Below are 25,760 nucleotides of genomic sequence, written 5' to 3'. Positions count from 1 at the left end.
TGACACAACGACAATCTAAAGAATCATGGCCAACAACTTATTGAAAGGAAAACGTGGTATCATTTTCGGCGCCCTGGATGAAAACTCCATCGCCTGGAAAACCGCCTTGAAAGTAAAAGAAGAAGGTGGATCGTTTACCCTCACCAACGCGCCCATTGCCATGCGCATGGGAAAGATCAATGAACTCGCCAAAGCCTGTGATACGGAAGTGATCTCCGCCGACGCCACATCGGAAGAGGACCTCAAGAATCTCTTCACCAAATCCATGGAATTGCTGGGCGGCAAGATCGATTTTGTGCTCCACTCCATCGGCATGAGTCCCAACATCCGCAAGGGCAAAGAATACGGCGACATGAACTACGACTGGTATCTGAAAACGCTCGACATTTCGGCGTTGTCGTTCCACAAAATTCTGCAGACCGCCGAAAAGCTGGATGCCATGAACGAGTGGGGTTCCATCGTGGGCCTCAGCTACATTGCTGCACAGCGTTCATATCCCGACTACACCGACATGGCACAAGCCAAAGCCATGCTGGAATCCATTGCCCGCAGCTATGGTGCGCGGTTCGCGAAATTGAAAAAGGTGCGCGTGAACACCATCTCGCAATCGCCCACCAAAACCACCGCCGGCGCCGGCATCTCCGGCTTCGACGTGTTCTTCGACTTCGCCAACATGATGTCGCCACTGGGCAATGCCACCGCAGAAGATTGCGCGGCCTACATCACCGTGTTGTTCTCGGATTTCACCCGCATGGTCACCATGCAAAACCTGATGCACGACGGCGGCTTCTCCAGCACCGGCATCACCCAGGAAATGGTTGACCGACTGTCTAAATAAATTTTCCCGGTTGGGCTTTGTGCGCGGCATCATGCCACAAAGCCCAACCCATTTCAACGCCCATGGTTTCCTTCCCGCCCTGCAAGATCAACCTCGGCCTGAACATCCTCAGCAAGCGCCCCGACGGCTATCACAACCTGGAGACGTGTTTCTATCCCATTCCCTGGACGGACATTTTAGAAGTTATCCCTGCCGACCGATTTGCCTTTACCCAAACAGGACATCCTGTTCCTGGAAAAGAAGCCGATAATCTCTGCATAAAAGCGTATGAACTTCTGAGAGACAAACACCATCTCCCAGCGGTAAAGATCCACCTGCACAAGATCCTCCCCATGGGCGCAGGACTAGGAGGAGGGTCTTCGGATGCCGCGCACACCCTGCGGCTGCTCAACACGGTTTTCCATCTCCAATTGTCACCCGCGCAACTGGCAGGCTATGCAGCCCAACTGGGAAGCGATTGTGCATTCTTCACCCAAGACCAACCGATGCTGGGCGAAGGCCGGGGGGAAGTACTTTCGCCAACTACCGTAACCCTTCAAAAGAAATTCATCGTGCTGGTCAAGCCGGACATCCACGTCTCCACCGCCGAAGCCTATGCTGGAATAACCCCACGCCAACCGGAACAATCTTTGGGAACGTTGCTCAGCCGTTATCCTGTGGAAGCATGGCGCGAACAGATCAAGAATGATTTTGAAGAGACAGTTTTTAAGAAGCATCCTACGCTTCAATCTGTAAAAGAAAAGCTCTACGCATCCGGAGCGTTATACGCCAGCATGAGCGGCTCTGGCGCTACCTTGTTCGGCATCTTCGACAAGCCCACAAATTTACAAACAAGCTTTCCGGACATGACGGTATGGTCGGGGGGTATTTAAAGAATATTCCCCCAAATATTCCCGTGGCCAGCGTGCCCTTTTGTTGGTGTCCCACCAACAAAAATTGTTTTGGGATATTATCAATCAAGGTCAACGAAAATGTGTTCCGTTTTTATTGAAGCGCGCCGGCCGCTGAATGAGTTTGTTGGTGGGACACCAACAAGGGCGGTGTACATTTTTTAGTGCGGTGGGTAGATTCGGGGGGACTCGTCGGTGAAGAGCTCTAACAAGTGGGGTGCATTTGAAGCTGAATGAACTTGTTGGTGAAGAACTCCAACATCGGCGTTTTTTTACGACGCAGATTGTTTCAGCGCGGCCCGTTGATCAAATCGTTTCCTTAGATAAGGGTACACGAGGACGGCGGTCATGATGATGCCGGTGCCGACGTAGAAGTTTGTTCCCATTTTTTCGGAGCTGCCAAAGATGATGAGGGCCATGATGATGCCGTAGACCGGTTCCAGGTTTAGGGTGAGCTGGATGAGAAAGACGCTGATCTTTTTCATAAGCTCAACCGCCGTGGAGTAGGCATAGACGGAGCAAACGCCGGCCAGCGTGGCGATCCAGATCCAATCCAGGAGGGTTGGCCAGTACAGCATGGATTCTTCCGGAGCCCAAATGAATTTGTAGATCGGAAGAAATATTCCCAGGCCCACGAAGCAGCCCATCATTTCATAGAAGGTGATGGTGAAGGAAGGGATGGTCCGGACCATTTTGGAATTGAAAATCGAGAACACGGCGGACGTGAGGCCCGCCAGAATGCCAAGGGTTAGCCCGAGCTTGTATTGAAAATCGAAGGAGAAAATAATGTACAAACCGGAGAGCACGATGAAGCCCAGCACCAGCTCGAATTTTTTTATGCGTGTACGATTCATCCACGGCTCCAGGATGGCCGTCCACAACGAGTTGGTGGCGAAGCCTACGAGACTCACCGAAACGTTGGCTACACGGCCTGAGCCGAAGAAGCACACCCAATGCAGGGCCACGATAAATCCGATGAGAATAAGGTAGATGAAATTCCGGGATGTGACCTGGAACGTGCCTTTCGTTAGTATGATCACGAGCCCAATTCCCAAACAGGCCAATAGCGCGCGAAAGAACACCATCTCCATGGTCGGGATGGACACCAGTTTTCCGAGGATAGCGGAGAAGCCCCAGAGGAAAACGATAAAATGTAGCTTGAGATAATCTGCGCGGGTGGCCATTTATCGGGGAACGTATTTATACATGACGAGGGTGATGATGAAGAAGATGATGTTGGGTATCCACACGGAGATCTGCGGCGGCATGGAGCCCGCTTCCGCAAAGGTCCGGAATAAAGTAAAGAATAGAATGAACAGGAACGACAGCACAAACCCGAGGGCAATCTGCAACCCCGTGCCTCCGCGGCTTTTGCGCGAAGACACGATGACGCCCATAAAGACCAGGATGAGGATCGTAAAGGGCGAGGTGTAGCGCGTATATTTTTCCACCTGGTAAAGCTCCACGCCCGTAGACCCGCGCTTACTGAGCATATCAATGTAATCGTCCAGTTCGTTTAGCGTCAGGCCTTCGGAGCGGAGGTAGTCGCTCTCGAACTCTTTGGGTTGGATCACCAGGGCTGTGTCGCGCGCCGAGCCGCTGAAGACCTTGGCGGTGTCGGGCAAGGCGGAGTGAGGCGTGTAGCCTTGTTTCACTTCCAGGGCATTGGGAATATGGAAGAGGCTGTCCACCCGGCGGATGATCCAGTCGCGCATGATCCATTTGTGCTTGACGGAATCCCACTCAATGCGGTCGGCCGTAAGTTTTTCAACGAGGCGGTTGTGCTCGAACTTCTCCAGGGTGAAGTGATAGCCGGTCTGGTTCGAGTTGTTGTAGCTTTGCATATACAGGTAGACGTCGGGCGCCACCTGGATGTGAATATTGCGTTTGTCGAAATAGTATTTGTTTTTGAGGTATTGCAACTCGAAGGCTACACGTTCTTTTGTAGAGTTCGGGATGATCCATCCCGTCAGGGCAAAGTTGATCACACCCACAAACGCGGCGCCCACCAGGAAGGGAGTCAGCATGCGGCGGAAGCTGATGCCGGCGCTGAGCATGGCGATGATCTCGGTGTGCCCTGCCATCCGCGAACAAACATACACGGCCGCGATAAAGATCGTGATGGGCGTGAGCAAGCTGCCAATGCCGGGGATGTATACCAGGTAATAATACAGGATCGAACTGGCGTGGAGGTTTGCCGCGGAAAACTTGTCCATCTTGTCGGTCAGGTCAATGACCGTGATGACCGACAACAGGATCAGCACCACAAAGAAAAATGTGACGAGGAAGGTCTTAAGAATATATTTGTCGAGCAGCTTCATGTAACCTTCACCGGTTCCGTGTCAGAGGCGTTGAGAAACTATTTTTACCATGTTGTTTTTCCAGGTCGTGAACGTGCCGGCTTCAATCTGCTTCCGGGCCTCGCTCACCAACCAAAGGTAGAACGTAAGGTTATGAATGGAAGCAATTTGCGCGCCTAATATCTCTTTATTGATGATGAGGTGCCGTAAATAGGCCTTCGAATGAAACGTGCTCACATAGCCGCCCAAGGTGGCGTCGATGGGAGAAAGGTCGTCTTTCCACCGCTCATTGCGGATGTTGATGATGCCTTGGGTGGTAAACAGCATGCCATTGCGGGCATTTCGCGTGGGCATCACACAATCGAACATGTCGATGCCCAATGCAATGCACTCCAGGATATTCTCCGGCGTGCCCACGCCCATCAGGTAGCGCGGTTTGTCCTGGGGAAGGATGCCACAGACCAGGCTGGTCATGGCATACATGTCTTCATGCGGCTCGCCCACCGACAATCCGCCGATGGCGTTTCCGGGTTGATCCTGCGAGGCGATAAACTCCGCCGACATTTTTCGCAGGTCGTTATACACGCTGCCCTGCACAATGGGGAACAGCGCCTGCTCGTATCCGTACCGCGGTTCGGTCTCCGCCATGCGGTCCACACAACGCTTCAGCCACCGGTGCGTCATGTTCATGGAGTTTTTGGCGTAGGCGTATTCGCAGGGATAGGGCGTGCATTCGTCGAAGGCCATGACAATGTCGGCGCCAATGATGCGCTGGATGTCCATCACGCTTTCCGGGCTAAAGGTGTGCTTAGAGCCGTCGATGTGTGATTTAAAGATGACGCCCTCTTCGGTGATTTTCCGGTTGGCGCCCAGGGAATAAACCTGGTAGCCGCCGCTGTCGGTGAGAATGGGCTTAGACCATCCGTTAAAGCGATGGAGACCGCCGGCTCTTTCCAGCAGGTCGGTGCCGGGGCGCAAATAAAGGTGATAGGTGTTACCCAGGATGATCTGGGCCTGCACGTCGTACTCCAGCTCGCGCTGGTGAACGGCCTTTACAGAGCCGGCTGTTCCGACCGGCATAAATATAGGAGTCTGTATTTCACCGTGCCCGGTTTGCAGAATGCCCGTGCGGGCAGCCGATTTCGGGTCGACGGACGTGAGCTTGAATTTCATGAATGGGCGCAAAAATAGCGCTATGTCATCAGAAATCCTCGGCTCCTGGCGGGCTTGGGTGGCCTAATGAATGCCGGAACCCAGGTAGGAGTCCACATTTTGCTGGGTGATCACTTCCAGGGGGAACAATTCCAGGGCTGGTGCCGACTTTTTGAACATCAGGTGATTGACCAGGTGGCTGATCCCCAGCAGTGCCTGCCGTTTGGGATTTTGGTTGATCAGGAAGTCGATAATGCCTGAGCGAAGGTATTTCAGGTTCTCCTCCAGCAAATCGTAGCCGATCAGGCGGATGTCCTTTTTGCCATATTTTTCAAGGAATGAGGCTGCCACAGCGGTTCCTTTGGAGGTGCTCACAAAGATGCCCTTCAGTGTATCGTCGCCCAGCAGCTCGATGAGCTGGTTTTTGAACGTGGGCTCGTTGGGATTGAGGATAAAGTCGACGATCTCGAATTTATGCTTGCGGTGTTCCTGGAAATATTCCCGGAAGCCTTTTTCCTTTTCCAATAAGTGGATGGAGTCGTGAACGTCTTCATCTATATGGAGTACGGCAAAGGTGCCGGACTCGTGTTGTCCTAAATTAATGAGTTCTGCGCCCACCCGGCCGCTTTGGTTGAGGTTTTGTCCAATAAAGCCCAGCGGTTGTGCCTCGGGGATGTTGGTGTTGAACAATACATATGGAATCGACTGATTCTGAAACAGTTCGAAAGCCGGAAGGGATTCATGATAAAATATAGGAGCGATCACAATGCCGTCGGGTGCCGATTCCAGCACTTCCATAGCCAGGCCCCGGAAGGCGTCTTTATCAAAAATGTCGAACGTATAGGTGTCGACGGTGACGCCGTATTGTGCCCATTCGGCCTGTGCCTGGATGATGCCCAGGTTGGTTTGGGCCCAGTAGGGGTCGCCGGTCGGATCGGGGATCAGGGCGGCGATCTTATAATTTTTATTGGATCCCAGGGTACGGGCGATCAGATTCGGTTTGTAATCGATCTGGTCCATGACGGCCGTCACTTTTTTGAGGGCCTCATCGGAAACGCGTCCCCGGTTGTGGAGCACACGGTCAACTGTTCCGACCGAAACCCCGGCCAGTTTAGCGATATCCTTGATTCGGATGTTTTTTCCAATGTCCATAGGTCAAAAGAATGAAATTTAAGTGAATAGAAAACGTTCCCGGCAGCGTGCCCTAATGTGTTTTCGCACACAAATTAAGTGTGTGCGTACACATTTTAAAAATTTTCTTGCTTTTATTTCTTGTAGTTTCTACTTTGACATACGTTTTGGCTGCTAGAATATTCGGCCGGGGCCAAAACGTGCGAAATAATGTTTCACCCTAACCTAAATTTTCAATGAAAAAACGTTTACTACAGCTGCTGTTCTTGCTCACGCTGGCAAGTGCATCGGCGTATGCTCAAACAGTGACCGGAACGGTCACAGCAGCGGGCGACGGGACACCAGTACCAGGGGTGTCCGTCCTACTTAAGGGAAGTTCGTCGGGAACTACCACGGACTCGGAAGGTAAGTTCACCCTCACCGTGCCCGATCCTCAGAACAGTGTGTTGGTGCTTTCTTTTATTGGCTTTGCCACCCAGGAAGTCACCGTCGGAAATCAGACAACTTTGAACATTGTCCTGAAGGAGGATGCCACCGAATTGAGTGAAGTGGTGGTAACAGCCCTTGGCGTGGAACGCGAGACCAAGACCCTCGCCTATGCCACGCAGGCTGTCAAGCCGTCGCAACTGACCGAGGTGCGCGATGCCAACAACGTGATCAACTCCCTTCAGGGAAAGATCGCCAACGCTACCATCACTCAAGGTTCGGGTGGCCCGGGTAGCGGTGCGAAGATCGTACTGCGGGGTAACCGGTCCATCCAGGGCAACAACAATGCCCTTATTGTGGTGGACGGTGTTCCTATTAACAACAACACTCCCTCAACGGCCGGGAGTGACTTTGGATCGGTGCAAGGCTCAGATGGAGCTTCGAACCTGAACCCGGACGACATCGAGTCGATGACCGTGTTGCGTGGCGCCGCCGCGGCCGCACTGTATGGTAGCCAAGCCGGTAACGGTGTTATCGTAATCACCACGAAAAAAGGAAAAGCCGACCAGGTTTCAGTCGACATCAACTCGGGTGTAACGGCTGAAAAAGTATTTATCCTGCCGCAATTCCAAAATTCCTATGGACAAGGAAACGGTGGTGTTATGGATCCCACCTCGGGTGAAAGCTGGGGAGCCAGAATGACCGGACAATCGTACACGAACTACCTCGGTCAGGCCCGCACATATTCTGCAGAGCCCGACAATGTGAAGGACTTCTTCCGTACCGGTACCAGTCTGAACAACTCCATCGGCATACGCGCCGGAACTCAGAAAGTGCAAACCTACCTGTCGTATACCAACAACTTTGTTCAGGGTATTATCCCGAAAAACGAATTGCACCGGCATACGATCAACTTGCGCCTGACCAGTGAAGTGAGCAAGCGACTCTCTTTTGATACAAAAATCACGTACATCTCGCAGCAGATCAACAACCGTCCTCGCACAGGCGAAGAAAACTCGCCGGTTATGGACGTGTATCAAATGCCACGCAACGTAAGCAACTCGGATGCAAGAAATTCGGAAACCCGCGACGCCTTTGATGTACCCACGCCGACAGCATGGCCTTCCACGCTGAACTCAATCTATCAGAACCCCTACTGGATGATCAACCGAACGGCCATTAATGAGAATCGGGATCGCGTGATGGGATTCATTACCGCGAAATTCAAATTCACCGACTGGTTGAATATTCAAGGTCGTGCCAACCTGGATAAAAGTCTGGATACGCACGAAGAAATATACTCCGCAAACACGTTGCTTTGGGCTTCCAACCCCGGTGGATATTATTCTTTCACCAACGGAAACACCACGCAGAAATGGTTTGACGTGATGTTGACAGGCGACAATAAGCTTTCCGACCAGTTCAGTATCAATTATCGTGTGGGTGCTATTTATCAGGACAATTCTATCGGAAACAAGTATGCGGTAGCCAATGGATTGAACGTGACCAACAAGTTCAACATAGGCTATGGAACGTCGCCTCAAACGTCAGAGGATTTGACTCATACACGCGTAAACGCGGGATTTGCGCAGGCCACGGTCGATTTTAAAGATGCGATCTTCCTGGAAGGTAGCTATCGGGTTGACTATGCTTCTACATTGCCCTCACCGTATCGCTACAGCTATTACTCCGTGGGAACATCGGCGGTAATTTCGGATCTGATAACCGTGCCTGAGCCACTCTCCTTCCTGAAGGCCAGCATCACCTACGCACAAGTAGGTAACGGCGGACAAGCACAACTAAGAGATCTGTACTATTTCTATAACCAAGGTGCAGGTCGTGGTTTGATTAACCGGGGTACCACACAGCCTTTGCCGAACCTGAAGCCGGAAATTGTAAAGAACCTGGAATTCGGTATCGAAGCCAAGTTCCTCGAGAACCGAATCGGCTTTACAGCAACCTATTATAAGAGCAATTCCACTAACCAATTGCTTACCCTGGCGTTGCCTGTGGCTACTGGTTATGCCAGCAAATACTTGAACGCTGGTGATATACAGAACAAAGGGTTTGAATTGGTAGTTACGGGATCACCCCTTGCTGGCCGAGCCTTGAACTGGGATGTGACCTTTAACTTAGGTATGAACCGGAACAAGATCGTGAGCCTCGATAAGGATATCAAAGAGACTCCCCTTGGCGGTGGATACGGACGCTCGGCTACACCTATCGTAAAAGAAGGTGGCCGTTATGGCGACCTGACCTCTTTCAAGTGGCAACGCGATGCTAGCGGCAATTTCATGGTTATTGCCGATGGTGAGAAAAACGCCGGTACACCGGTTATCAGCAAGGACCAAGAATATATTGGAAACTTTAACCCCAGAGCTACATTGGGGTTGACCAATACCTTTGAATATAAGCGCTTCTCTCTCCGCATTCTGGCCGATGGTCGCGCCGGTGGTATCATTGTGTCCGGTGATGAAATGAACCTGGCATTCAGTGGTATTACAAAAGCTACAGAGCAATACCGCGAAGGCGGCTGGAACTTAGGTGGCGTCGATGCCAGTGGTAATCACGTTGCTGCCAATATTACTGCACAACAATTCTGGCAAGTGGCGTCAGGCAAGCGTTATGGTAATGCCGAATTCTTTGCTTACGATGCTACCAACTTCCGCGTGCGTGAGTTGTCGATCGGTTATTCGATCCCTGTGCCCAGCGGGTCTTTCATCAAGGCTGCTAAATTTTCGTTCGTGGCGCGCAACCTGTTCTGGCTCTATCGCGGATCGTCACTTCTGGACGTTCCCGGTCTTGGAAAACGCAAAATGTCCTTCGATCCCGATATGGCCTTGGGTAACGGTAATTACCAAGGTATTCAGTACGGAACGTTGCCTTCCACACGAAGCATCGGATGCAACCTGAAGCTTACATTTTAATTGAAAATGATGATGATTATGAAAAAGAAGATATTTAAAAAATTCAGAATGCCGTCGGCGATGCTCTTGGGCACGTTGATCGGTGTGATGTCGTGTACTACCAATTTTGACGACATCAACACCAACAAGAGCGCAATCTCTAATCCCGGGCCTGCTGAGCTACCGTTCCTGTTCTCGAAAGCACAGTCGACAGCAACCAACAGCCAATGGAACTACCAGGTGGCGCAGAACCTTTTCTCGGATCAATATGCACAGTATTTCGCCTGCACCGCGACATACTTTCCGTCCGACCGGTTGTTCATCCGTCAAGACTGGGTAGGTGCTGCATTCAATCCGATGTATACTGACGTCATGCCTCAATTGCAGACCCTGCTCACAAGCTATGAGTCTACTACCGCAGAATATGCGATCGCCAACGTATGGTGGGTGTACACCTTCCACAAGGTGACCGACTATTGGGGCCCCATCCCGTATTTCAAAGCTGGTGAAATTGCTACGTCGGTGGATTATGATCCTCAGGATAAGATATACGATGATTTCTTTAAGCGTCTCGAAGCTTCGATCGCTGTTTTGAAAACTGCAAGCGGCACGCCTTATGGTGACTACGACCTTCTCTACGGCGGTAAAGTGGATAAGTGGCTGAAGTTTGCCAATACCTTGCGTCTCCGTCTGGCAATGCGTGTGTCGAAAGTGGACCCCGATCGTGCACAGACTGAAGCTGAACAAGCCGTCAAAGACGGTGTTTTTGAAACCAGCCCCGACGATGACGCACTGGTTCAACGAAGTGTAAAAGGAAGTGATGGTAATGGTCTCTCGATCATGTCTGACTGGAACGAGTTCAGAATGAGCGCCTCCATGGAATCTGTTTTGAAGGGATATGACGATCCGCGTATCAGCGAGTATTTCTTGCCCGCATTGAAGACAGGAACCTACGAAGGCGCGCGCAATGGTTTGACAGCAACACAATTGGGAGAAGCGCCGAACAAGCCTGATGCACTTTCGCATGCAGGTCTTCGCTGGTCGTCATACGATGTTGTGGATAACAAAGACTATAATGGAACCAACAACAAACTCTCAACAAAGTCGCACCCCGGGCACCTGGAAACACCACAAAACGTAATGTGTACGGCTGAAGCCTATTTCATTCGTGCTGAAGGCGCTTTGTTGGGATGGGACATGGGCGGAACGGCCAAGGAGCTCTATGAGAAGGGCATTCAGAACTCCATGTATCAATGGGGTATCAACGACAACGCAGCCATTGCTGCCTATATCACGGGTGCCGGAACACCCATTGCACCTGGCGACTATCTGAGCTCCCCGGCCATGACAAACGTGCCGGTGGCGTTCGGTGGCACAGCCGCGGTTCAACTGGAGCAGATTATGACTCAGAAGTGGCTTGCTCTTTTCCCTGACGGAATGGAAGGTTGGGCCGACTATCGCAGAAGCCACGTGGTAAAACTTTACCCGGTGGCCAACTCGGATAACACCGACATTACCAACACCTCCACCCAATGGATACGCCGGATTCCGTTCTTGCTTACCGAAAAACAAAGCAACGCAGCCGGTGTAGCCACAGGCGAAGACTTGTTAGGCGGACCGGACAATGTATTGACCCCGCTATGGTGGGATAAAAACTAGTTGAAGGATATAGGCTAGAGTGATAAGGGGTCGGTGCTTGCACTGGCCCTTTATTTTTTATATAAAATTTTCAAAACGCCGTTGATCCAACACGGCAGGCAATGCTTACCTTGTTCCTACATTTTCACACAGACCTATGCTGCGTAATTTTTGTTTACTCTCGCTCCTGATCTTACTCTTTGCTGCTTGCGCAGAAAAAAAACCTGCAACGCTTTTTGAAGAACTGCCCGCTGAGAAGACGGGATTGTCATTTCAAAATACCGTAACACAGTCAGGTGAAAACAACGTTTTAAACTATCCGTATTACTTCAACGGTGGGGGCGTGGCGGTTGGCGACATTAACAACGACGGTCTACCTGATATATACTTTTCGGGAAACCAAGTACCCAACAAACTTTATCTCAACAAAGGCAACTTCAGTTTCGAAGATATTACCGAAAAGGCCGGCGTGGCCTTGTCGCAGGGGTGGAAAACCGGTGTGACGATGGCCGATGTGAACCTTGACGGATGGTTGGACATCTACGTTTGTCGCTCCGCCATGACGGATTCCGCACTGCGCAAAAATCAGCTCTTCATTAACCAGGGCGATCTCACATTTAAAGAAATGGCAGACACCTATGGCATCGCCGATAACGCCTACGCTACACACGCCGCCTTTTTTGACTATGACAAAGACGGTGATCTTGATCTGTTTTTATTGAACCACTCTATTCCCAAATATGCCGGCTTCAGCAAACTCCTGGGGAATTTAAAAGAACAAAAAAGCAACTCCTTTGGAAGCAAACTCTACCGCAACGACAACCTCAAATTCACCGACGTGTCGCAAAGCGCCGGCCTCGTCAATAATGTGTTGAGCTTTGGACTTGGGTTGGCCATCTCGGATTTGAACAACGACGGCTGGCCCGACGTGTATGTGTCCAACGACTTTAACGAAGAAGATTATCTGTACATCAACAACCACGACGGCACGTTCAAAAATGTGGTCAAGGATGCTACAGGTCACGTGTCACTTTTTTCGATGGGCTCCGATATTGCCGACATCAACAACGATGCTCAGCCCGACATCATCACACTCGACATGCTTCCCGAAAGCAATGAGCGTATCAAGCTTTCTTCCGGCGATGATAATTACGATAAATACAACCTGCTGGTGCGATCAGGATTCCATCGCCAGTCGATGCGCAACATGCTTCAGCTGAACAACGGCGACGGCACCTTCTCGGAGATCGGCCAACTCGCCGGGATCTCCAACACCGACTGGAGTTGGGCCACCTTGGTGGAGGATTTTGATGGGGACGGGTGGAAGGATGTGTTCATCAGCAATGGCTATGAAAAAGATTACACCAACATGCAGTTCCTGAAGTATACCGTAGACGAACAGTTGAAGGCGCGTCAAACCGGTGTGCAGCCGCGCATCGATGAGATCCTGAACAACATGCCGTCCATCGATGTGGGTAATTTCTTTTTCAGGAACAACGGCAACCTCACGTTTACAAAGAAATCAAGCGAATGGGGTATCACCCGGAATTTCAAATCCAACGGTGCTGCCTATGCCGACTTCGACAACGACGGCGATCCCGACCTGGTGATCAACGCCATGAACCAGCCCGCCGTGCTCTACAAAAACACCACCGCAAAAAGCGACTCAGCCCTGTTTTTGAAAATCGATCTGCGTAAGCAAAACCTCAAGCGCATTGTCACGGGAACAAAGATCTATGCCACCGCCTCGGGTCATACGCAGTATGCCGAAGTGTCGCCCGTGAGGGGCTTTGAGTCGTGCATGGAAGTGCCGGTGACGTTGGGCGCGCGGGGTATTGCAAAGTTTGACTCCGTTCGCATTGTGTGGCCCGACAGTAAAACACAATTGCTGACGAACGTGGACCCGGCCAAACCGCTCGAACCGCGTTATGAGGATGCTTCAGGAAATTACGTTTACGCACCAGCACCCAAACCCCTTTTCGAAAAAACGGCGTTGGCGGAATGGAAGCACGAGCCCGTTGAGTCGAACGACTTCAAACGCCAGTTACTGCTGCCGAAATTGTATTCGTACTCGGGGCCGCGAATTGCCACCGGCGACGTGAACCACGACGGCCTGCAGGATTTTTATAGCTGCGGCCCGCGCAAACAAAGCGGCGCACTCTTCATCCAAACGCCCGACGGAACATTCAAACAGCAACCCGAACCCGCTTTCCAAAAAGACAAAGACTTTCAAGATGAAGACGCCGTGTTCTTCGACGCCGACAACGACGGCGACGCCGACCTGTATGTGGTGAGTGGCGGATACATGTCGGTGGACAACGATCCGCTGCTGCAAGACAGGCTCTATTTGAATAACGGTAAAGGACATTTCGCCAAGGCAACAGGCGCCGTTCCCTCCGAGGCATGGGCCGGTGCTTGTGTGGTGCCCTTCGATCTCGACGGCGATAAGGATACCGATCTCTTTGTGGGCAGTCGTCTCACTCCGGGTCAATATCCGATCATCCCTTCCAGTATGTTGCTGGTCAACGATGGCAAAGGGCACTTCGCGGAGGCGATAAAAGAAAAAGCTTCGGCGCTGCAAGAGGCGGGTATGATCACCTCCGCTGCTGCGGCCGATGTGAACAAAGATGGCAAGGCCGACCTGATCGTCGTGGGCGAATGGATGCCCGTGAAAATATTCATCAACAACAACGGCAAACTCGACGATGCCTCCTCCACCTGGCTGGCCCATCCCGAGCAAGGCTGGTGGAACGCCGTGATAACCGACGACTTCGACGGCGACGGCGACCTGGATGCGGTCGTGGGCAATTATGGATTGAACCAACAATACAACGTCTCGGCTGAACACCCGGCCACCCTGGTGTACAAGAACTTTAACAACGACAGCCAGGTCGATTTCTTCTTTTGCTACTATCGCGACGGGGTGTCCTACCCCTATGCCAGCCGTGATGAAGCCCTGGGGCAGGTGGCTTTTTTGAAGCCGCGCTATCCAGACTATACATCCTACGCCCGCTCTACCCTGGCATCGCTCTTCAAACCCGACGAGATGAAGGACACCAAAACCCTCACCGCCGACAACCTGGCCTCGCTCTACCTCGAAAACAAGAACGGCCACTTCGAAGCCCGCCCGCTGCCCACAGAAGCCCAGTTCTCGACCCTACACGCCCTCGCGGCCGCCGATGTTGACGGCGATGGCGACAAGGACCTGGTCGTTGGAGGCAACGACAGCTACAACCGTGTGCGCATTGGCGAGTGTGACGCCCTGACGGGTCTTGTGCTGTTGAACGACGGCAAGGGAAATTTCACTCCACTGAGCAAACCTCGTAGTGGACTGGACATAAAAGGAGATACCCGCGGTCTGGTGTTCATCCCCACGGCCAAAGGCCTGCGCCTGGTGGCAGGTGTTACCGGCCAGCCGCTGCAGGAATATACCGTGAGGTGACGCTGCCGGTCGTCGGTCGCGTCCTGGGTGGAATTATCAGGTAATTACTTTCATCCTGATAAACCTCCTCTATATTTGTGATCGATAAACCAGCTTTCCTTGCAAATTTTAGAGATTTCGTTTTATACCGTCGTAGGGATACAAATCGTTTATTTCCTGGTCTACTGTATTGCTTTTTCCAAAAAGCAGGCCGAGAAACAGGCGGTAGCCCTGCCCGTGTCGGTTATCATATGCGCCCACGATGAAGAGGAAAATCTGAAGGAGCTTATTCCCCTGCTGCTGGCGCAGGATCATCCCGAATTTGAGATCATTATTGTGGACGACCGGTCCAACGATAGCACGTTTGATCTGTTACTAACGGAAACGGGCAAAGACCACCGGCTCAAAATGGTGCATGTGAACCGTAGCCCACCGCACGTCGATCCCAAAAAATGGGCCCTCACCCTGGGCATCAAGTCGGCGCGCTACGAATGGATCCTTTTGACAGATGCCGACTGCCGTCCGTCCGGAAAGGACTGGATCTCGGCCATGAGCACTCAGTTTAGCGACACCACGCAGTTTGTGTTAGGATACGCTCCCTACCTGCGCAAGGCCGGCGTGCTCAACGCCTTTATCCGGTTCGATACCTTGGTAACGGCCATCCAATACATCGCCTTTGCCCTGCTGGGCCGCCCCTACATGGGCGTGGGTCGAAACCTTGCCTACCGCCGCTCTAACTTCCTGGAAGTAAAGGGCTTCAATAACCTTTTGAACGTGACCGGGGGCGACGACGACCTGTTTGTGAACCGTCACGCCAAGGGCAGCAACACCGCCGTGTGTCTGGGGGCCACCTCGCTCACGCATTCTTTTCCCAAAGCCACCTGGAAGGCGTTCTATAACCAAAAGGTCCGCCATTTGTCGGTGGGCCGGAAATACAGGTTCATTCCTCGCCTTTTTCTGGGACTGTTCATGATCACCTGGTTGCTGTCGTGGTTCGGGGGTATTGGGTTGGCGTTCTTTTCGGAACAATACTATATCATCCTGGGGCTGTTGGCTTTGCGAACAATCGTGTTCACCATCACAACTCAGGTGGCTGCAAAAACGTTAGGAGAGAGGTTCGAGGGTTGGGCAGTGCCGGTTTTAGATTTTATTTATGCCTTTTATTATCTTGTCACCGGCCTTGCGGCGTCTGTAACAAAAAAAGTACGATGGAAGAATTAGAAAATAGGTTTTCATCTAAGGCACTCGAGGATTTCAAGCTGATTGACATGGCGGTGGGGGGTGACGATAAAGCCTACGCTAAATTGTTGCAACGCTACAAACGCCCTGTGTACCACATGATCCTGAAAATGGTGCGCAACGTCGACGACGCCGAAGACCTTACCATCGAGTCGTTTGCCAAGTCGTTTCGCAGCCTGCACCGCTTCAAGAAGGATTTCACGTTCAGCACGTGGCTGTTCCGCATTGCCACCAACAACACCATCGACTTCATCCGCAAGAAAAAGCTGAACACGCTCAGCATCGAAAATACCTTCACCGACGATGACGGCCAGTCCGTTTCCATCGACGTGGAAGACGAAAACCTGGACCCGCAAGAGGAGGCCATCAAGGCCCAGAAAGCCGAGCTGATCCAGATTTTCGTGGACAAGCTCCCCGGCAAATACCAAAAGCTGGTGCGGCTCCGCTATTTCCACGAATTGTCCTACGAAGAGATCGCCGAAGAACTGGACGCCCCGCTAGGTACCGTGAAGGCCCAGCTTCACCGTGCGCGCGAGTTGATGTTCGACATGGTGAAGAACAAACGGGACCATATCTAACCACGTACCGCCAACGCGGGAATATATCAAGCAACCTCATCTTGCCATCCGCCGACATTATATTTCAGTATTTTCCAGACCTCACGGAAAAACAAAAAACACAGTTCACTAAGCTATTCCCGCTCTACCAGGAATGGAACGAGAAGATCAACGTCGTCTCCCGCAAGGACATCGACAACCTGTACGTCAACCACGTGCTCCACTCGTTGGGCATTGCCAAGGTGAACACCTTTAAACCTGGCGCTTCCGTGCTGGATGTGGGTACCGGGGGAGGCTTTCCCGGCATACCACTGGCCATCCTTTTCCCGGAGACGCAGTTTCATTTGGTGGACTCCATTGGTAAGAAGATCACTGTCGTGAACGCCGTGGCGGAAGGGTTGGGACTGAAAAACGTGAAAGCGGAACAGATCCGCGCCGAACAGATCAAGGGCGAATACGATTTTATTGTGAGCCGAGCCGTCACGCGACTGAAGGAGTTTTATGGCTGGATCAATAAAAAAGTGAAGAAGCAATCGGTCCATGATCTCTACAATGGCATCCTCTATTTAAAAGGCGGCGACCTGGAAGAGGAGTTGGGGGAACTGCACAGGTCCTACCAGCTTTTTGAGCTACCCGACTATTTTAAAGAGGAGTTTTTTGAGACGAAGAAAGTGGTGTACGTGCCGCTTTAAGGCTAACAACTGATAGTATCCGCCGATCCATGGGTGAGCAGACCACTCACCCCTCGGAGTTCCCTCTGATCAGGACGTAATCGTTTGCTATTTTCAGTAATTTTTCTAACTATTGTAGTCCTGAAGCCCGAATGAGAAAGATCCTTTCTATAGTACTCTCCCTGCTCCTGCTCATGAATGTGCTGGGATACTATGGCGTCTTCATGGGATTACATTACAAGAACTCCCAGGACCTGATGCAGCGGTTTGACGCCAACGATTATGGCGAACAGGAGACCGTAACCATCAAAGTGCCCCTGGCCCTCCCGTATGCTTCCAGCGATGACCAATTTGAACGTGTAGATGGCGAGTTGGAACACAACGGCGAATACTACCGCCTGGTAAAACAACGCCTGCACGAGGACACGTTGTACATCGTCTGTTACAAGGACAACCAGAGCAAACGCATCAAACAGGCCCTGGCGGACTATGTGAAGACCTTTACCGACAAACCCGTCGACGCGAAATCTTCCGGTAAGGTGATCCAAAATTTTATCAAGGACTACATCAGCAGTGTCATCAAAATAGAATCGGCGACCGGTGGATGGGAGAATTCACTTTCTTTCTTTGCCATCGAGCACGCGTATCATCATTCGGTCGTTTCCCTCGTAAAACACCCACCCAAAGCCTGAGTCGCAAATTGTGCGATCAGACTCCCTTGTCGTCGCAGACAAGCGTCATTTCCATCTTTTATTTTTTTAGTCAAATGTGAAAACCGGTAAGCGTGCTTTGCCTGGTCTTCATGAGCAACATGTGAAATTTATTTTCGCATGGGCAAACACAAGGTCGCGGCGAACGGACATTGTGACGAATGAAGTGTAACTAACCAAACCAAGTCATATATGAAGAGAATCTTTACAATTTTACTATTGTCGTGCCTGGGGTGCCTTCACCTGCAGGCGCAGACGATAAACGATGGGTTTATGATGCCAAAGAAGACATTGTGTACGGGCCTTCTCTACACCCACGATCAGTGGACCAAGTATTGGGAAGGGACATTGAAGCGCGAAAACGGGAACATCGGCACCATCACCACACAAAGCTTAATGTGGATGGGCACCTATGGCATCACGGACAAATTGAATGTGATCGCCATGTTGCCTTATGTGAAGACCAAAGCCAGCATGGGCACACTTCATTCCATGGAAGGCATCCAGGACATCACGGTGGCGTTGAAGTATAATTTCTTCTCGCACAAGACGGAGAAATTCACCCTCCGTTTCTTCGGCGTAGGTGCTTTCTCCACACCGTTGACAGATTATACGCCCGACTTCCTGCCGTTGTCGCTTGGCTTGGCCAGCACCACCGGATCGGCAAGACTCACCGGCTATTTTGCGCTCTCGAAAGGATGGTTTATCAATGCTTCCGGCGCCTACACGCTCCGTTCAAACGTGACATTGGATCGTCCGTCCTATTACGACGATGGTAAGTTATACAACACCGATGAAGTGAAGATGCCGAACGTGTTCGATTACAGCGTCAGCATCGGGTATCGTGCGCATGGCTTGCAGGCACAACTCGATTTCATGCGGCAAAACACTTTGGGTGGTGTCGACATTCGCCGCCAGGATATGCCCTTTGTTTCCAATCGTATGAACTACACCAAGGGTGGAGCCCTCATCATGTATTACCTGCCTCAACCCCGCGGCCTCGCCGTGAGAGGTGCGGTGAGCTACACGCTGGACGGCCGCAATGTTGGTCAGTCCACTACGCTGATGGGCGGCCTGATGTACACTTTCATCTTCAAGAAAAACGAGACTACTTCCGACGTATATGAGAACTAAATTTCATACAAGAATCATCCTGGCAGCCATAGCCTGCCTGGTGTTTGTGACCAGCTGCGATAAAAGCATCACGCTTAGCGAACAACTTACGCCCCTGAAACCGGCGGACAACGATGCCGATGCCGGCACATGGTCGATGGTGCTGATGACCAGCCCCTCGCAAATTGCTGTAGCCGCGCCCACCGACGTAACATCCGACGCCTACAAAGCCGAGCTGGCCTCATTAAAAGATATTCAAAGCAAGCTCAACCAAAACCAACGCAACGCCATCGACTATTGGAGTGGTGGTGGTGTGCTGCGCTGGGATCAGATCTTCCGTGAACTGGTTGCCCGGTATAATCTTCCCCCCTCGCCAAATGCGGATGGATCATATCCCGTGCCCGATGCCGAGAATCCTTTTGCCAATCCCCAGTATCCGTTCTCCAACCCTCCCTATGCATCGCGTTCCTATGCGTATGTGAGCGCAACGATCTACGATGCATTAAAGGCAGCGTGGTATTATAAATATCTTTACAACCGCCCCGCACCCTATAAAACGGACAGTGGCGTAACAGCACTGGTGCCGCAAACCGATATGCCGGCCTATCCTTCGGAAGACGCTGTGATGTCGGGCGCTGCTGCGGAAATGTTGAAAGTGCTTTTCCCTGCTGCCGTAGAAGAGATCACCTTGAAAGCCGGTGAACAACGCAATGCCGCCTTGTGGTCAGGCAAAGCAACCTCGAGTGATATTGCCGCCGGACTGGCACTGGGCAAATCCGTGGCCGAACTTTTCAAAGCACGCGCAGCAAACGACGGTATGAAAACCGCCGGTGGCAACAAGGCACTTTGGGAAGGCCTGAAAGCAAATGCGACAAGCCGTGGCGACGTGGCCTGGCTTAGCCTGGAAACTCCTCCACGCCCGCCTATGCTTCCATTCTTCTATAAAGTGACGCCATTCAAAATGACGTATGACGATATCGCCGCGCTGCGTCCCGGACCTCCTCCGGTTGCCTACAGCACGGAAATGAATGGCGAAGTAGAAGAAGTAAAATGGTACTCCAATAACCTGACACGCGAACGCCTCGCTATCGTACATAAATGGGCCGATGGTGTGGGAACCTACACACCTGCCGGACACTGGAATGACATTGCTGCGGAACACATACGCGATGCGAATTTCAGCGAAGTGCGCGCTGCCCGTGCCTTTGCCTTATTGAACATGACGATGCACAATGCAGCTGTTGCTTGTTGGGATACGAAATTTTTCTATTTCAACGCACGCCCCTGCCAGCTTGATAATTCCATTAAGACCGGAACCGGGGTGCCGAATTTCCCCGCCTATGTATCGGGTCACTCTACGTTCTCCGCTTCGGGTGCGGCAATATTGTCCTACTTATTCCCGGATCATGCCGGCGACTTCGAAGCGTATGCCAACGAGGCTTCCATGTCGCGCTTGTATGCCGGTATTCACTATCGCTCGGATTGCACCGGCGGTCTTGCCTTAGGAAAATCGGTCGGCAATTTCCTGGTTGACCATTTTGCAAGTGTCGACGGCGCGGATTGATTTTAATAGTGGCGAATCTGTATGCTGAGTCGTTGACTCGGTGTACAGATTCTGATAAATAATCAAAACTGTCCCGCATGTAGCGTTGTGTGAATAAGGCGGGCGGAAGCTGACATGTTGGTGAAGAACACCAACATGGGCGGTTAAAATATAAAGTCATCCGCCGAAAGGCGAATGATAAAGATGGGTTAGAGTTATCCGGGTAAGGCCTTTTTTTCATACGGGAAGGCCTTCCCGGTGATTCTATGATTTTTTCTCCGCCAATGATCTCTCGATCATGGCCTTCATCACATCGAAAGTTTGTTGGCGCAAGGCCGGAAGGTCATTACTGGTCAATCCCTCGGTTTTAATTTCAGGAGCCACATAGATGCGGATGCGTCCGGGTTTCATGCGGATGGTGCCGGGCGGCATGAGTGGACCCGCACCGACCACCACCATGGGCAGAATAGGTTGCTGTGTGTCGATGGCAATGCGAAAAGCGCCTTCTTTGAAGGGTTGAAGAAGTTCTTTGGTCCGGTTCTGGGTGCCTTCGGCAAACAAGAGGATGGAGACACCATCGAGCAAGATGCGTTTCAATTTATCCATGCTCCGCTTGCGACTCTCACCACTCGAGCGGTCGACAATGACCGTGGCGCCGCGCGCGATCCAGCCAAACACGGGGATCTTTAGCAGCTCTTTTTTTGCCAGCGGGCGAAACTCGCCCGGAATGATCATGCGGATGCCGGGAAGATCGAGGAACGAGGTGTGATTGCTTACATAGATATAGGCTTGTCCCTTCCGGAAATTTTCCTGGCCATAAAAATCATAGCGGATGAACGTGAGCATGCTGAACACCCACGACCAGATCCACAGGAACGAGTAGCCGATCCAGCTGACTTTTCTTCCAAACAGAAACGGCAAAACCAATCCCGGCAGGAAAAAGAGCATGGAAGAAGTAAACACGAGGAATACCCAAAAGGCATAGAGCCCAAGCAGGATAGAACGGATGATTTTCAAGCGGTACGTGTCAAAACTTCCGCGAAAGATCAGAAAGTTTCAGAAAGATGCAAAACAATGGGGGCCTTCGCGTGTCGTTGCGGGCCTGGGATGGACCGCAACGACACACAGGGCCTTAGGACTACGAAAAGAACTTCGTGGTGCCCGGGGTGGCAATAGGGTAGAAGCCATTGGCGTCCGGTAAGGTGGGCGGTGTGGCATCCCATGCAAAACGGGTCGGCATGATGCTGATGCCCGAGTTGAGGGCCTTATCCCACTCTACTACCTCGCCGGAATAGGTTGCCATCCGGCCCAGGATGGACGTCATGGTGGACCTGGCTACGCGGTCGGCATCCTCAAATTTGAATTCTCCCTTGGCGATGGCCGCAAAGAGTTCGTCGTGTTCGGTTTGATAGGGATTGTTCTCCAGTTTTTTGTCGTATTGGTAGGACACTTTTCCCTTCTTGATGATCTGTGCGTCGCCGCATTTCACTACGCCTTTTGTACCCACCAGCATTTCGTCTACGATGGCGTAGGTTCCTTTTTGGTGACGGCATTGGCTGTTCAGGATGGTGCCATCCGCATAGTGGAATTCAACAAAATGGTGATCATAAATTTCGCCATACTCTTTGCCTGTGCGAACCTGGCGTCCGCCCATGCCCTGGGCTTTTACCGGATAGGCTCCTTTGAACCAGTTCATCACGTCGATGTTGTGGATGTGTTGTTCATTGATGTGATCGCCGCAGAGCCAATTGAAGTAATACCAGTTGCGCATCTGGTATTCCATTTCGGTTTGGGAAGGCTCGCGCATCTTCACCCACACGCCGTCGTTGTTCCACCACACCTGGCCGGAAGTGATCTCGCCGATCGCGCCGTCCTTCACGCGTTTATATAATTCACGATACGAGTTCTGATAGTGACGTTGCAGTCCTACCACGACGTTCAATTTTTTTGCTTTGGCAAGTAGCGCGGTTTCAATCACCGACTTCACACCTGCGGGATCTGTGGCTATAGGTTTTTCCATGAACACGTGCTTGCCTGCGCGAATCGCTTCCGCAAAATGGATGGGGCGGAAACCGGGTGGCGTGGTCAGGATCACCACATCGGCCAGGGCGATCGCTTTGGTATACGCATCAAAGCCGACAAACTTTGCATCCTCCGGTACGCTCACTTTAGCGCTCACGTTGCCCTCTTCATTGTTGGGATCGGAAAGCAATTTGTAGCAATCGTCGAGGCGGTCGCGGAAGGCGTCGGCCATCGCCACGAGTTTCACGTTTTGTTTGGTGAGCAATGCCTGCATGGCGGCACCGGTGCCACGGCCACCGCAGCCGACGAGGGCAATCTTGATGGTATCGTCAACGGAATGAAAATATCCGGCTTTCGACATGAGGGGAGCGGCCAGCAAACCGCCGGCGAGAAGCGTGGACTGTTTCACAAAATCCCTGCGCGAGGTTTTTGCGGATTCATCGATGGATTTCATAGGCATGTTGGTTTTAATATTTAGGATATCTCCCTGCGTCAGGGAATTTACAATTCATTCCGTGTCATTTTAAATAGCTGACATAAAATTCTTCGATCGCTTCTTTCGAAGGGGCCACCGCCGGACGCACCACGCGGAAGCCGATGGATTTGCCGTCCGTGAGCCACCAGCGGCTTTTCGGTACTTGTGGATCGCGCTTGTTCCACTCGGCCAGGGAAGAAATGCGGTTTGCGCAGCGCGATTCTTTTGCGGGCGCCAGGTAAGACCCACCACGCGTTACCCGTGGATAGCGTGCGCCGGGACCCTTTACAGGATCTTTGGCCTGGTCTTCCAATTTTTTATAGTTGTCATCATACTGATCCAGGGTCCATTCCGTGAGGTTGCCCAGCATGTCATACAAACCCCAGGCGTTGGGTTTCAGTTGAGCCACTTTGTGATACTTGTCACCGCTGTTGTCTTTGAAGTAAGCATAGTCCCTCAGCGCGCCGGCGTCGTCGCCAAACGGATAGGCAGTGGTGGTCCCTGCGCGGCACGCATATTCCCACTCGGCTTCGGTGGGCAACCGGTAGAAGATGCCGGTCTGGCTGTACAGCCACTTGCAGTACATGATGGCTGCGGCCTGGCTCATGCTGTTGGAAGGTTGTTTGGCGTCGCGCCCCATGCCCCAGGTGAGGTCGATGTATTGGGCCGTTGGCCGCGAGATGGCGTCTACCGCGATGGGCTTGGTTTGGGGAACGTCCATGTTTTTAAAGAAAGCGTCCCACTCGGAGAAGGTGACTTCGTGTTCGGCCATCCAGAAAGCGGAGAGCTCGACGGTTTTTTGCGGCCCCTCGTCATTGTCGCGGCCCGTTTCGCCGGAGGGGGAGCCCATCAAAAAAGATCCGGCCGGGATCGGCACCATTTTGAAATTAACGGCCGTTCCCGGTATCGGCTGCTCATACGCCTCCAGGGATTGCGCGAAGCCTGAAATAACCAAAAAAACAAGAGAACAAATGGAAACGAAAGATTTCACCGTTAAAAACAAGTTTAAATGAAGGGTTCAAGATAAGGAAATATGAGCCTTGCCGCAACGTGAATTGTCCTGCTCAACCACCGTTTAACACAATTCCGTTGCGGCGCCCTCCTTCGGTAAAGCTTCGGCCCTCCTTCGCTAAAGCTTCGGCCCTCCTTCGCTAAAGCTTCGGCCCTCCTTCGCTAAAGCTTCGGCGGGCGAAGCGAAAAAGGAGCGGAGAGTTTATCTCTGCTCCTTTTTTAGACACACGTATTCATTAGTCATTTTAATTCCAGTACGTACGGTGATACCGTGCCGCCTTTTTTTGTCCTGTCGACCAGGGTGCTTGCTGAAAACAAGAGCATGCAAAAAAAGGGACATATCCGTGACGAATATTCCCTTCCGGTACCCCTAACGTTAGACGTTTATTTTTTCTTGATCAGGGCCATGTAGAACCCATCAAAACCTTCGGAGGGCCAACTGTGTTTCTGCTCGACAAATTCGTATTTGTCGCCGTGTTTTGCGATAAAGGATTCTACTTGTTTTTCATTTTCTGATGGCAAAATGCTGCAGGTGGAATACACCATCATGCCGCCGGGCTTCAGCATCGTTCCGTAGTCCTCTAAGATATGAAGCTGCAAGGTTTTGACCTCATCGATAAACTGCGGCGATAACTTCCACTTGGCGTCCGGGTTCCGCTTCAACACACCCAGTCCCGAACAAGGCACGTCCAGCAATAAACGGTCGGCCGAATTGTCCAGGCGTTTGATGGTTTTTGACGACTCGATGAATCGCGTCTCCAGGTTACTTACGCCGGCCCGGCGTGCGCGTTTCTGAAGTTCTTCGAGTTTCCAGGCTTCCACATCCATGGCGATGATGCGTCCTTTGTTTTTCATGAGGGCCGCCAGGTGCAACGTTTTGCCGCCGGCCCCTGCACAGGCGTCGATCACGCGCATGCCGGGTTCTACGCGGAGAAAGGGGGCGATGAATTGTGAGGCCGCATCCTGCACTTCAAAAAATCCTTCCTTGAAGGCGGGGTGGCGAAAGACGTTCTGGCGCTCGGCCAATACCAGGCCTGCGGGGAAATCTTCTAACAAGTCGGTTTCGATGTCGCTGACGGCAAGCTCGCGTTGCAGGTCTTCGGCAGAGATTTTTAGCGTGTTGGCGCGCAGCACCACGTAGGCCTCTTCGTTGAGGGCTTTCAATTCGGCTTCCCAGCGGAGTTCTCCCAACTCGGTTTCGCCCAGGGTGTCGAGCCAATCGGGTATGGATTCGCGGAAGCGACGGATGGCGCGCATTTTCATGTCGCGTTCATGGATCCGTTTTTCGTTGAGGCCTTTGAATTCTTCCCAGTCGGGAAGTTGAATGTTGTGAAGAACGCACCAGCCGCCCAATAATCGCCAATAGTTGGCGTCTTCGGTTTCCGTAATGTTCTGCAGGAAGCGGTACCAGCGCACGATGTCGTAGGTGGTTTCGGCGATGAAGCGGCGGTCGCGGGCGCCCCACTTGGGATTTTGTTTCAGCACTTTTTCGATGACCTTGTCGGCGTACTTATCGTTCTCGAAGATCATTTCCAGGGCCTGTACGACGGCTCGGGCGAGGTTTACATAAAGCTTCATGGGGCGTAAAGATAGCATATTAAGCCCTCCTTCGCTGAAGCTTCAGCGGGCAGCGGGCAAAGTTGGCGTAAAGTTTTTTGATGTCCTTTGCAGGGTTCTGCTCGCGCCATTGCTGTAAAAGGCTGCAACTTTTCGGGAA

At 51.9% G+C, this 25,760-nt stretch carries 19 protein-coding genes; 11 read left to right on the top strand and 8 right to left on the bottom strand.

Annotation, left to right across the window (positions count from 1 at the left end; all coding sequences use genetic code 11):
- Positions 1–25: 25 nt before the first annotated feature.
- Both BUB30_RS10770 and ispE read left to right on the top strand, forming a co-directional pair.
- The gene (locus tag BUB30_RS10770) at positions 26–838 is read left to right on the top strand and encodes an enoyl-ACP reductase FabI (RefSeq protein WP_073133509.1); all 813 of its coding nucleotides are present in this window, start codon (positions 26–28) and stop codon (positions 836–838) included.
- 62 nt (positions 839–900) lie between these two features.
- A complete protein-coding gene (gene ispE, locus BUB30_RS10765) occupies positions 901–1,710 on the top strand; it encodes a 4-(cytidine 5'-diphospho)-2-C-methyl-D-erythritol kinase (protein ID WP_073133507.1) in 810 nt (269 codons plus the stop codon).
- 290 nt (positions 1,711–2,000) lie between these two features.
- Here the strand turns inward: ispE and BUB30_RS10760 are convergent, their stop codons facing one another.
- The 4 genes from BUB30_RS10760 to BUB30_RS10745 form a co-directional block, all read right to left on the bottom strand.
- Positions 2,001–2,912, bottom strand: coding sequence for a DMT family transporter (locus tag BUB30_RS10760; protein WP_073133504.1), 912 nt, complete (start codon positions 2,910–2,912; stop codon positions 2,001–2,003).
- Positions 2,913–4,049 (bottom strand): LptF/LptG family permease, encoded by a 1,137-nt coding sequence (locus tag BUB30_RS10755; protein WP_073133502.1) that lies wholly within the window; start codon positions 4,047–4,049, stop codon positions 2,913–2,915.
- A 21-nt stretch (positions 4,050–4,070) separates the two neighbouring features.
- The gene (tgt, locus tag BUB30_RS10750; RefSeq protein WP_073133500.1) at positions 4,071–5,201 is read right to left on the bottom strand and encodes a tRNA guanosine(34) transglycosylase Tgt; all 1,131 of its coding nucleotides are present in this window, start codon (positions 5,199–5,201) and stop codon (positions 4,071–4,073) included.
- 63 nt (positions 5,202–5,264) lie between these two features.
- Positions 5,265–6,332 carry a LacI family DNA-binding transcriptional regulator gene (locus BUB30_RS10745; protein ID WP_073133498.1) on the bottom strand — a complete coding sequence of 356 codons (1,068 nt, stop codon included), beginning with the start codon at positions 6,330–6,332 and terminating at the stop codon, positions 5,265–5,267.
- 215 nt (positions 6,333–6,547) lie between these two features.
- Between BUB30_RS10745 and BUB30_RS10740 the strand changes: the two genes are divergently transcribed.
- The 9 genes from BUB30_RS10740 (at position 6,548) to BUB30_RS10700 (ending at position 20,556) form a co-directional block, all read left to right on the top strand.
- A complete protein-coding gene (locus tag BUB30_RS10740; protein WP_073133496.1) occupies positions 6,548–9,664 on the top strand; it encodes a SusC/RagA family TonB-linked outer membrane protein in 3,117 nt (1,038 codons plus the stop codon).
- Positions 9,665–9,682: 18 nt separating this feature from the next.
- Positions 9,683–11,302, top strand: coding sequence for a SusD/RagB family nutrient-binding outer membrane lipoprotein (locus BUB30_RS10735; RefSeq protein WP_073135059.1), 1,620 nt, complete (start codon positions 9,683–9,685; stop codon positions 11,300–11,302).
- Positions 11,303–11,438: 136 nt separating this feature from the next.
- Entirely contained in the window at positions 11,439–14,723 is a 3,285-nt protein-coding gene (locus BUB30_RS10730) for a VCBS repeat-containing protein (RefSeq protein ID WP_084138019.1), read from the top strand.
- 99 nt (positions 14,724–14,822) lie between these two features.
- Positions 14,823–15,923, top strand: coding sequence for a glycosyltransferase (locus BUB30_RS10725; RefSeq protein ID WP_073133494.1), 1,101 nt, complete (start codon positions 14,823–14,825; stop codon positions 15,921–15,923).
- Positions 15,911–16,519 (top strand): RNA polymerase sigma factor, encoded by a 609-nt coding sequence (locus BUB30_RS10720; RefSeq protein ID WP_073133492.1) that lies wholly within the window; start codon positions 15,911–15,913, stop codon positions 16,517–16,519. The genes BUB30_RS10725 and BUB30_RS10720 overlap by 13 nt, the downstream gene beginning before the upstream one ends.
- 41 nt (positions 16,520–16,560) lie before the next feature.
- Complete coding sequence (gene rsmG / locus BUB30_RS10715) at positions 16,561–17,190, top strand: 16S rRNA (guanine(527)-N(7))-methyltransferase RsmG (RefSeq protein ID WP_073133490.1); 630 nt, start codon at positions 16,561–16,563, stop codon at positions 17,188–17,190.
- A gap of 131 nt (positions 17,191–17,321) precedes the next feature.
- A complete protein-coding gene (locus tag BUB30_RS10710) occupies positions 17,322–17,861 on the top strand; it encodes a hypothetical protein (protein ID WP_073133488.1) in 540 nt (179 codons plus the stop codon).
- 210 nt (positions 17,862–18,071) lie between these two features.
- Entirely contained in the window at positions 18,072–19,013 is a 942-nt protein-coding gene (locus tag BUB30_RS10705; protein ID WP_073133486.1) for a transporter, read from the top strand.
- Complete coding sequence (locus BUB30_RS10700; protein WP_073133484.1) at positions 19,003–20,556, top strand: vanadium-dependent haloperoxidase; 1,554 nt, start codon at positions 19,003–19,005, stop codon at positions 20,554–20,556. Before BUB30_RS10705 ends, BUB30_RS10700 begins: the two co-directional genes overlap by 11 nt.
- Positions 20,557–20,799: 243 nt before the next feature.
- On the opposite strand, the gene BUB30_RS10695 is transcribed toward BUB30_RS10700, so the two are convergent.
- The 4 genes from BUB30_RS10695 to BUB30_RS10680 all read right to left on the bottom strand — a co-directional run bounded on the left by BUB30_RS10695 (position 20,800) and on the right by BUB30_RS10680 (position 25,621).
- Positions 20,800–21,552 carry a lysophospholipid acyltransferase family protein gene (locus BUB30_RS10695; RefSeq protein ID WP_084138017.1) on the bottom strand — a complete coding sequence of 251 codons (753 nt, stop codon included), beginning with the start codon at positions 21,550–21,552 and terminating at the stop codon, positions 20,800–20,802.
- Positions 21,553–21,673: 121 nt separating this feature from the next.
- Complete coding sequence (locus BUB30_RS10690) at positions 21,674–23,011, bottom strand: Gfo/Idh/MocA family protein (RefSeq protein WP_143164855.1); 1,338 nt, start codon at positions 23,009–23,011, stop codon at positions 21,674–21,676.
- 64 nt (positions 23,012–23,075) lie between these two features.
- Positions 23,076–24,023, bottom strand: a complete 948-nt coding sequence (locus tag BUB30_RS10685) for a formylglycine-generating enzyme family protein (protein WP_073135054.1) — start codon at positions 24,021–24,023, stop codon at positions 23,076–23,078.
- 404 nt (positions 24,024–24,427) lie between these two features.
- Positions 24,428–25,621 carry an RsmB/NOP family class I SAM-dependent RNA methyltransferase gene (locus BUB30_RS10680; protein WP_073133480.1) on the bottom strand — a complete coding sequence of 398 codons (1,194 nt, stop codon included), beginning with the start codon at positions 25,619–25,621 and terminating at the stop codon, positions 24,428–24,430.
- Between the last annotated feature and the right edge of the window lie 139 nt (positions 25,622–25,760).

The sequence above is a fragment of the Chryseolinea serpens genome (genome assembly GCF_900129725.1).
Lineage (GTDB): Bacteria > Bacteroidota > Bacteroidia > Cytophagales > Cyclobacteriaceae > Chryseolinea > Chryseolinea serpens.
This window is presented reverse-complemented; position numbering and strand designations above follow the sequence as displayed.

Coding starts and splice junctions, on each gene's coding strand:
- BUB30_RS10770 (WP_073133509.1), top strand. CDS start 26: ATGGCCAACAACTTATTGAAAGGAAAACGTGGTATCATTTTCGGCGCC.
- ispE (WP_073133507.1), top strand. CDS start 901: ATGGTTTCCTTCCCGCCCTGCAAGATCAACCTCGGCCTGAACATCCTC.
- BUB30_RS10760 (WP_073133504.1), bottom strand. CDS start 2,912: ATGGCCACCCGCGCAGATTATCTCAAGCTACATTTTATCGTTTTCCTC.
- BUB30_RS10755 (WP_073133502.1), bottom strand. CDS start 4,049: ATGAAGCTGCTCGACAAATATATTCTTAAGACCTTCCTCGTCACATTT.
- tgt (WP_073133500.1), bottom strand. CDS start 5,201: ATGAAATTCAAGCTCACGTCCGTCGACCCGAAATCGGCTGCCCGCACG.
- BUB30_RS10745 (WP_073133498.1), bottom strand. CDS start 6,332: ATGGACATTGGAAAAAACATCCGAATCAAGGATATCGCTAAACTGGCC.
- BUB30_RS10740 (WP_073133496.1), top strand. CDS start 6,548: ATGAAAAAACGTTTACTACAGCTGCTGTTCTTGCTCACGCTGGCAAGT.
- BUB30_RS10735 (WP_073135059.1), top strand. CDS start 9,683: ATGAAAAAGAAGATATTTAAAAAATTCAGAATGCCGTCGGCGATGCTC.
- BUB30_RS10730 (WP_084138019.1), top strand. CDS start 11,439: ATGCTGCGTAATTTTTGTTTACTCTCGCTCCTGATCTTACTCTTTGCT.
- BUB30_RS10720 (WP_073133492.1), top strand. CDS start 15,911: ATGGAAGAATTAGAAAATAGGTTTTCATCTAAGGCACTCGAGGATTTC.
- BUB30_RS10710 (WP_073133488.1), top strand. CDS start 17,322: ATGAGAAAGATCCTTTCTATAGTACTCTCCCTGCTCCTGCTCATGAAT.
- BUB30_RS10705 (WP_073133486.1), top strand. CDS start 18,072: ATGAAGAGAATCTTTACAATTTTACTATTGTCGTGCCTGGGGTGCCTT.
- BUB30_RS10700 (WP_073133484.1), top strand. CDS start 19,003: ATGAGAACTAAATTTCATACAAGAATCATCCTGGCAGCCATAGCCTGC.
- BUB30_RS10690 (WP_143164855.1), bottom strand. CDS start 23,011: ATGAAATCCATCGATGAATCCGCAAAAACCTCGCGCAGGGATTTTGTG.
- BUB30_RS10680 (WP_073133480.1), bottom strand. CDS start 25,621: ATGAAGCTTTATGTAAACCTCGCCCGAGCCGTCGTACAGGCCCTGGAA.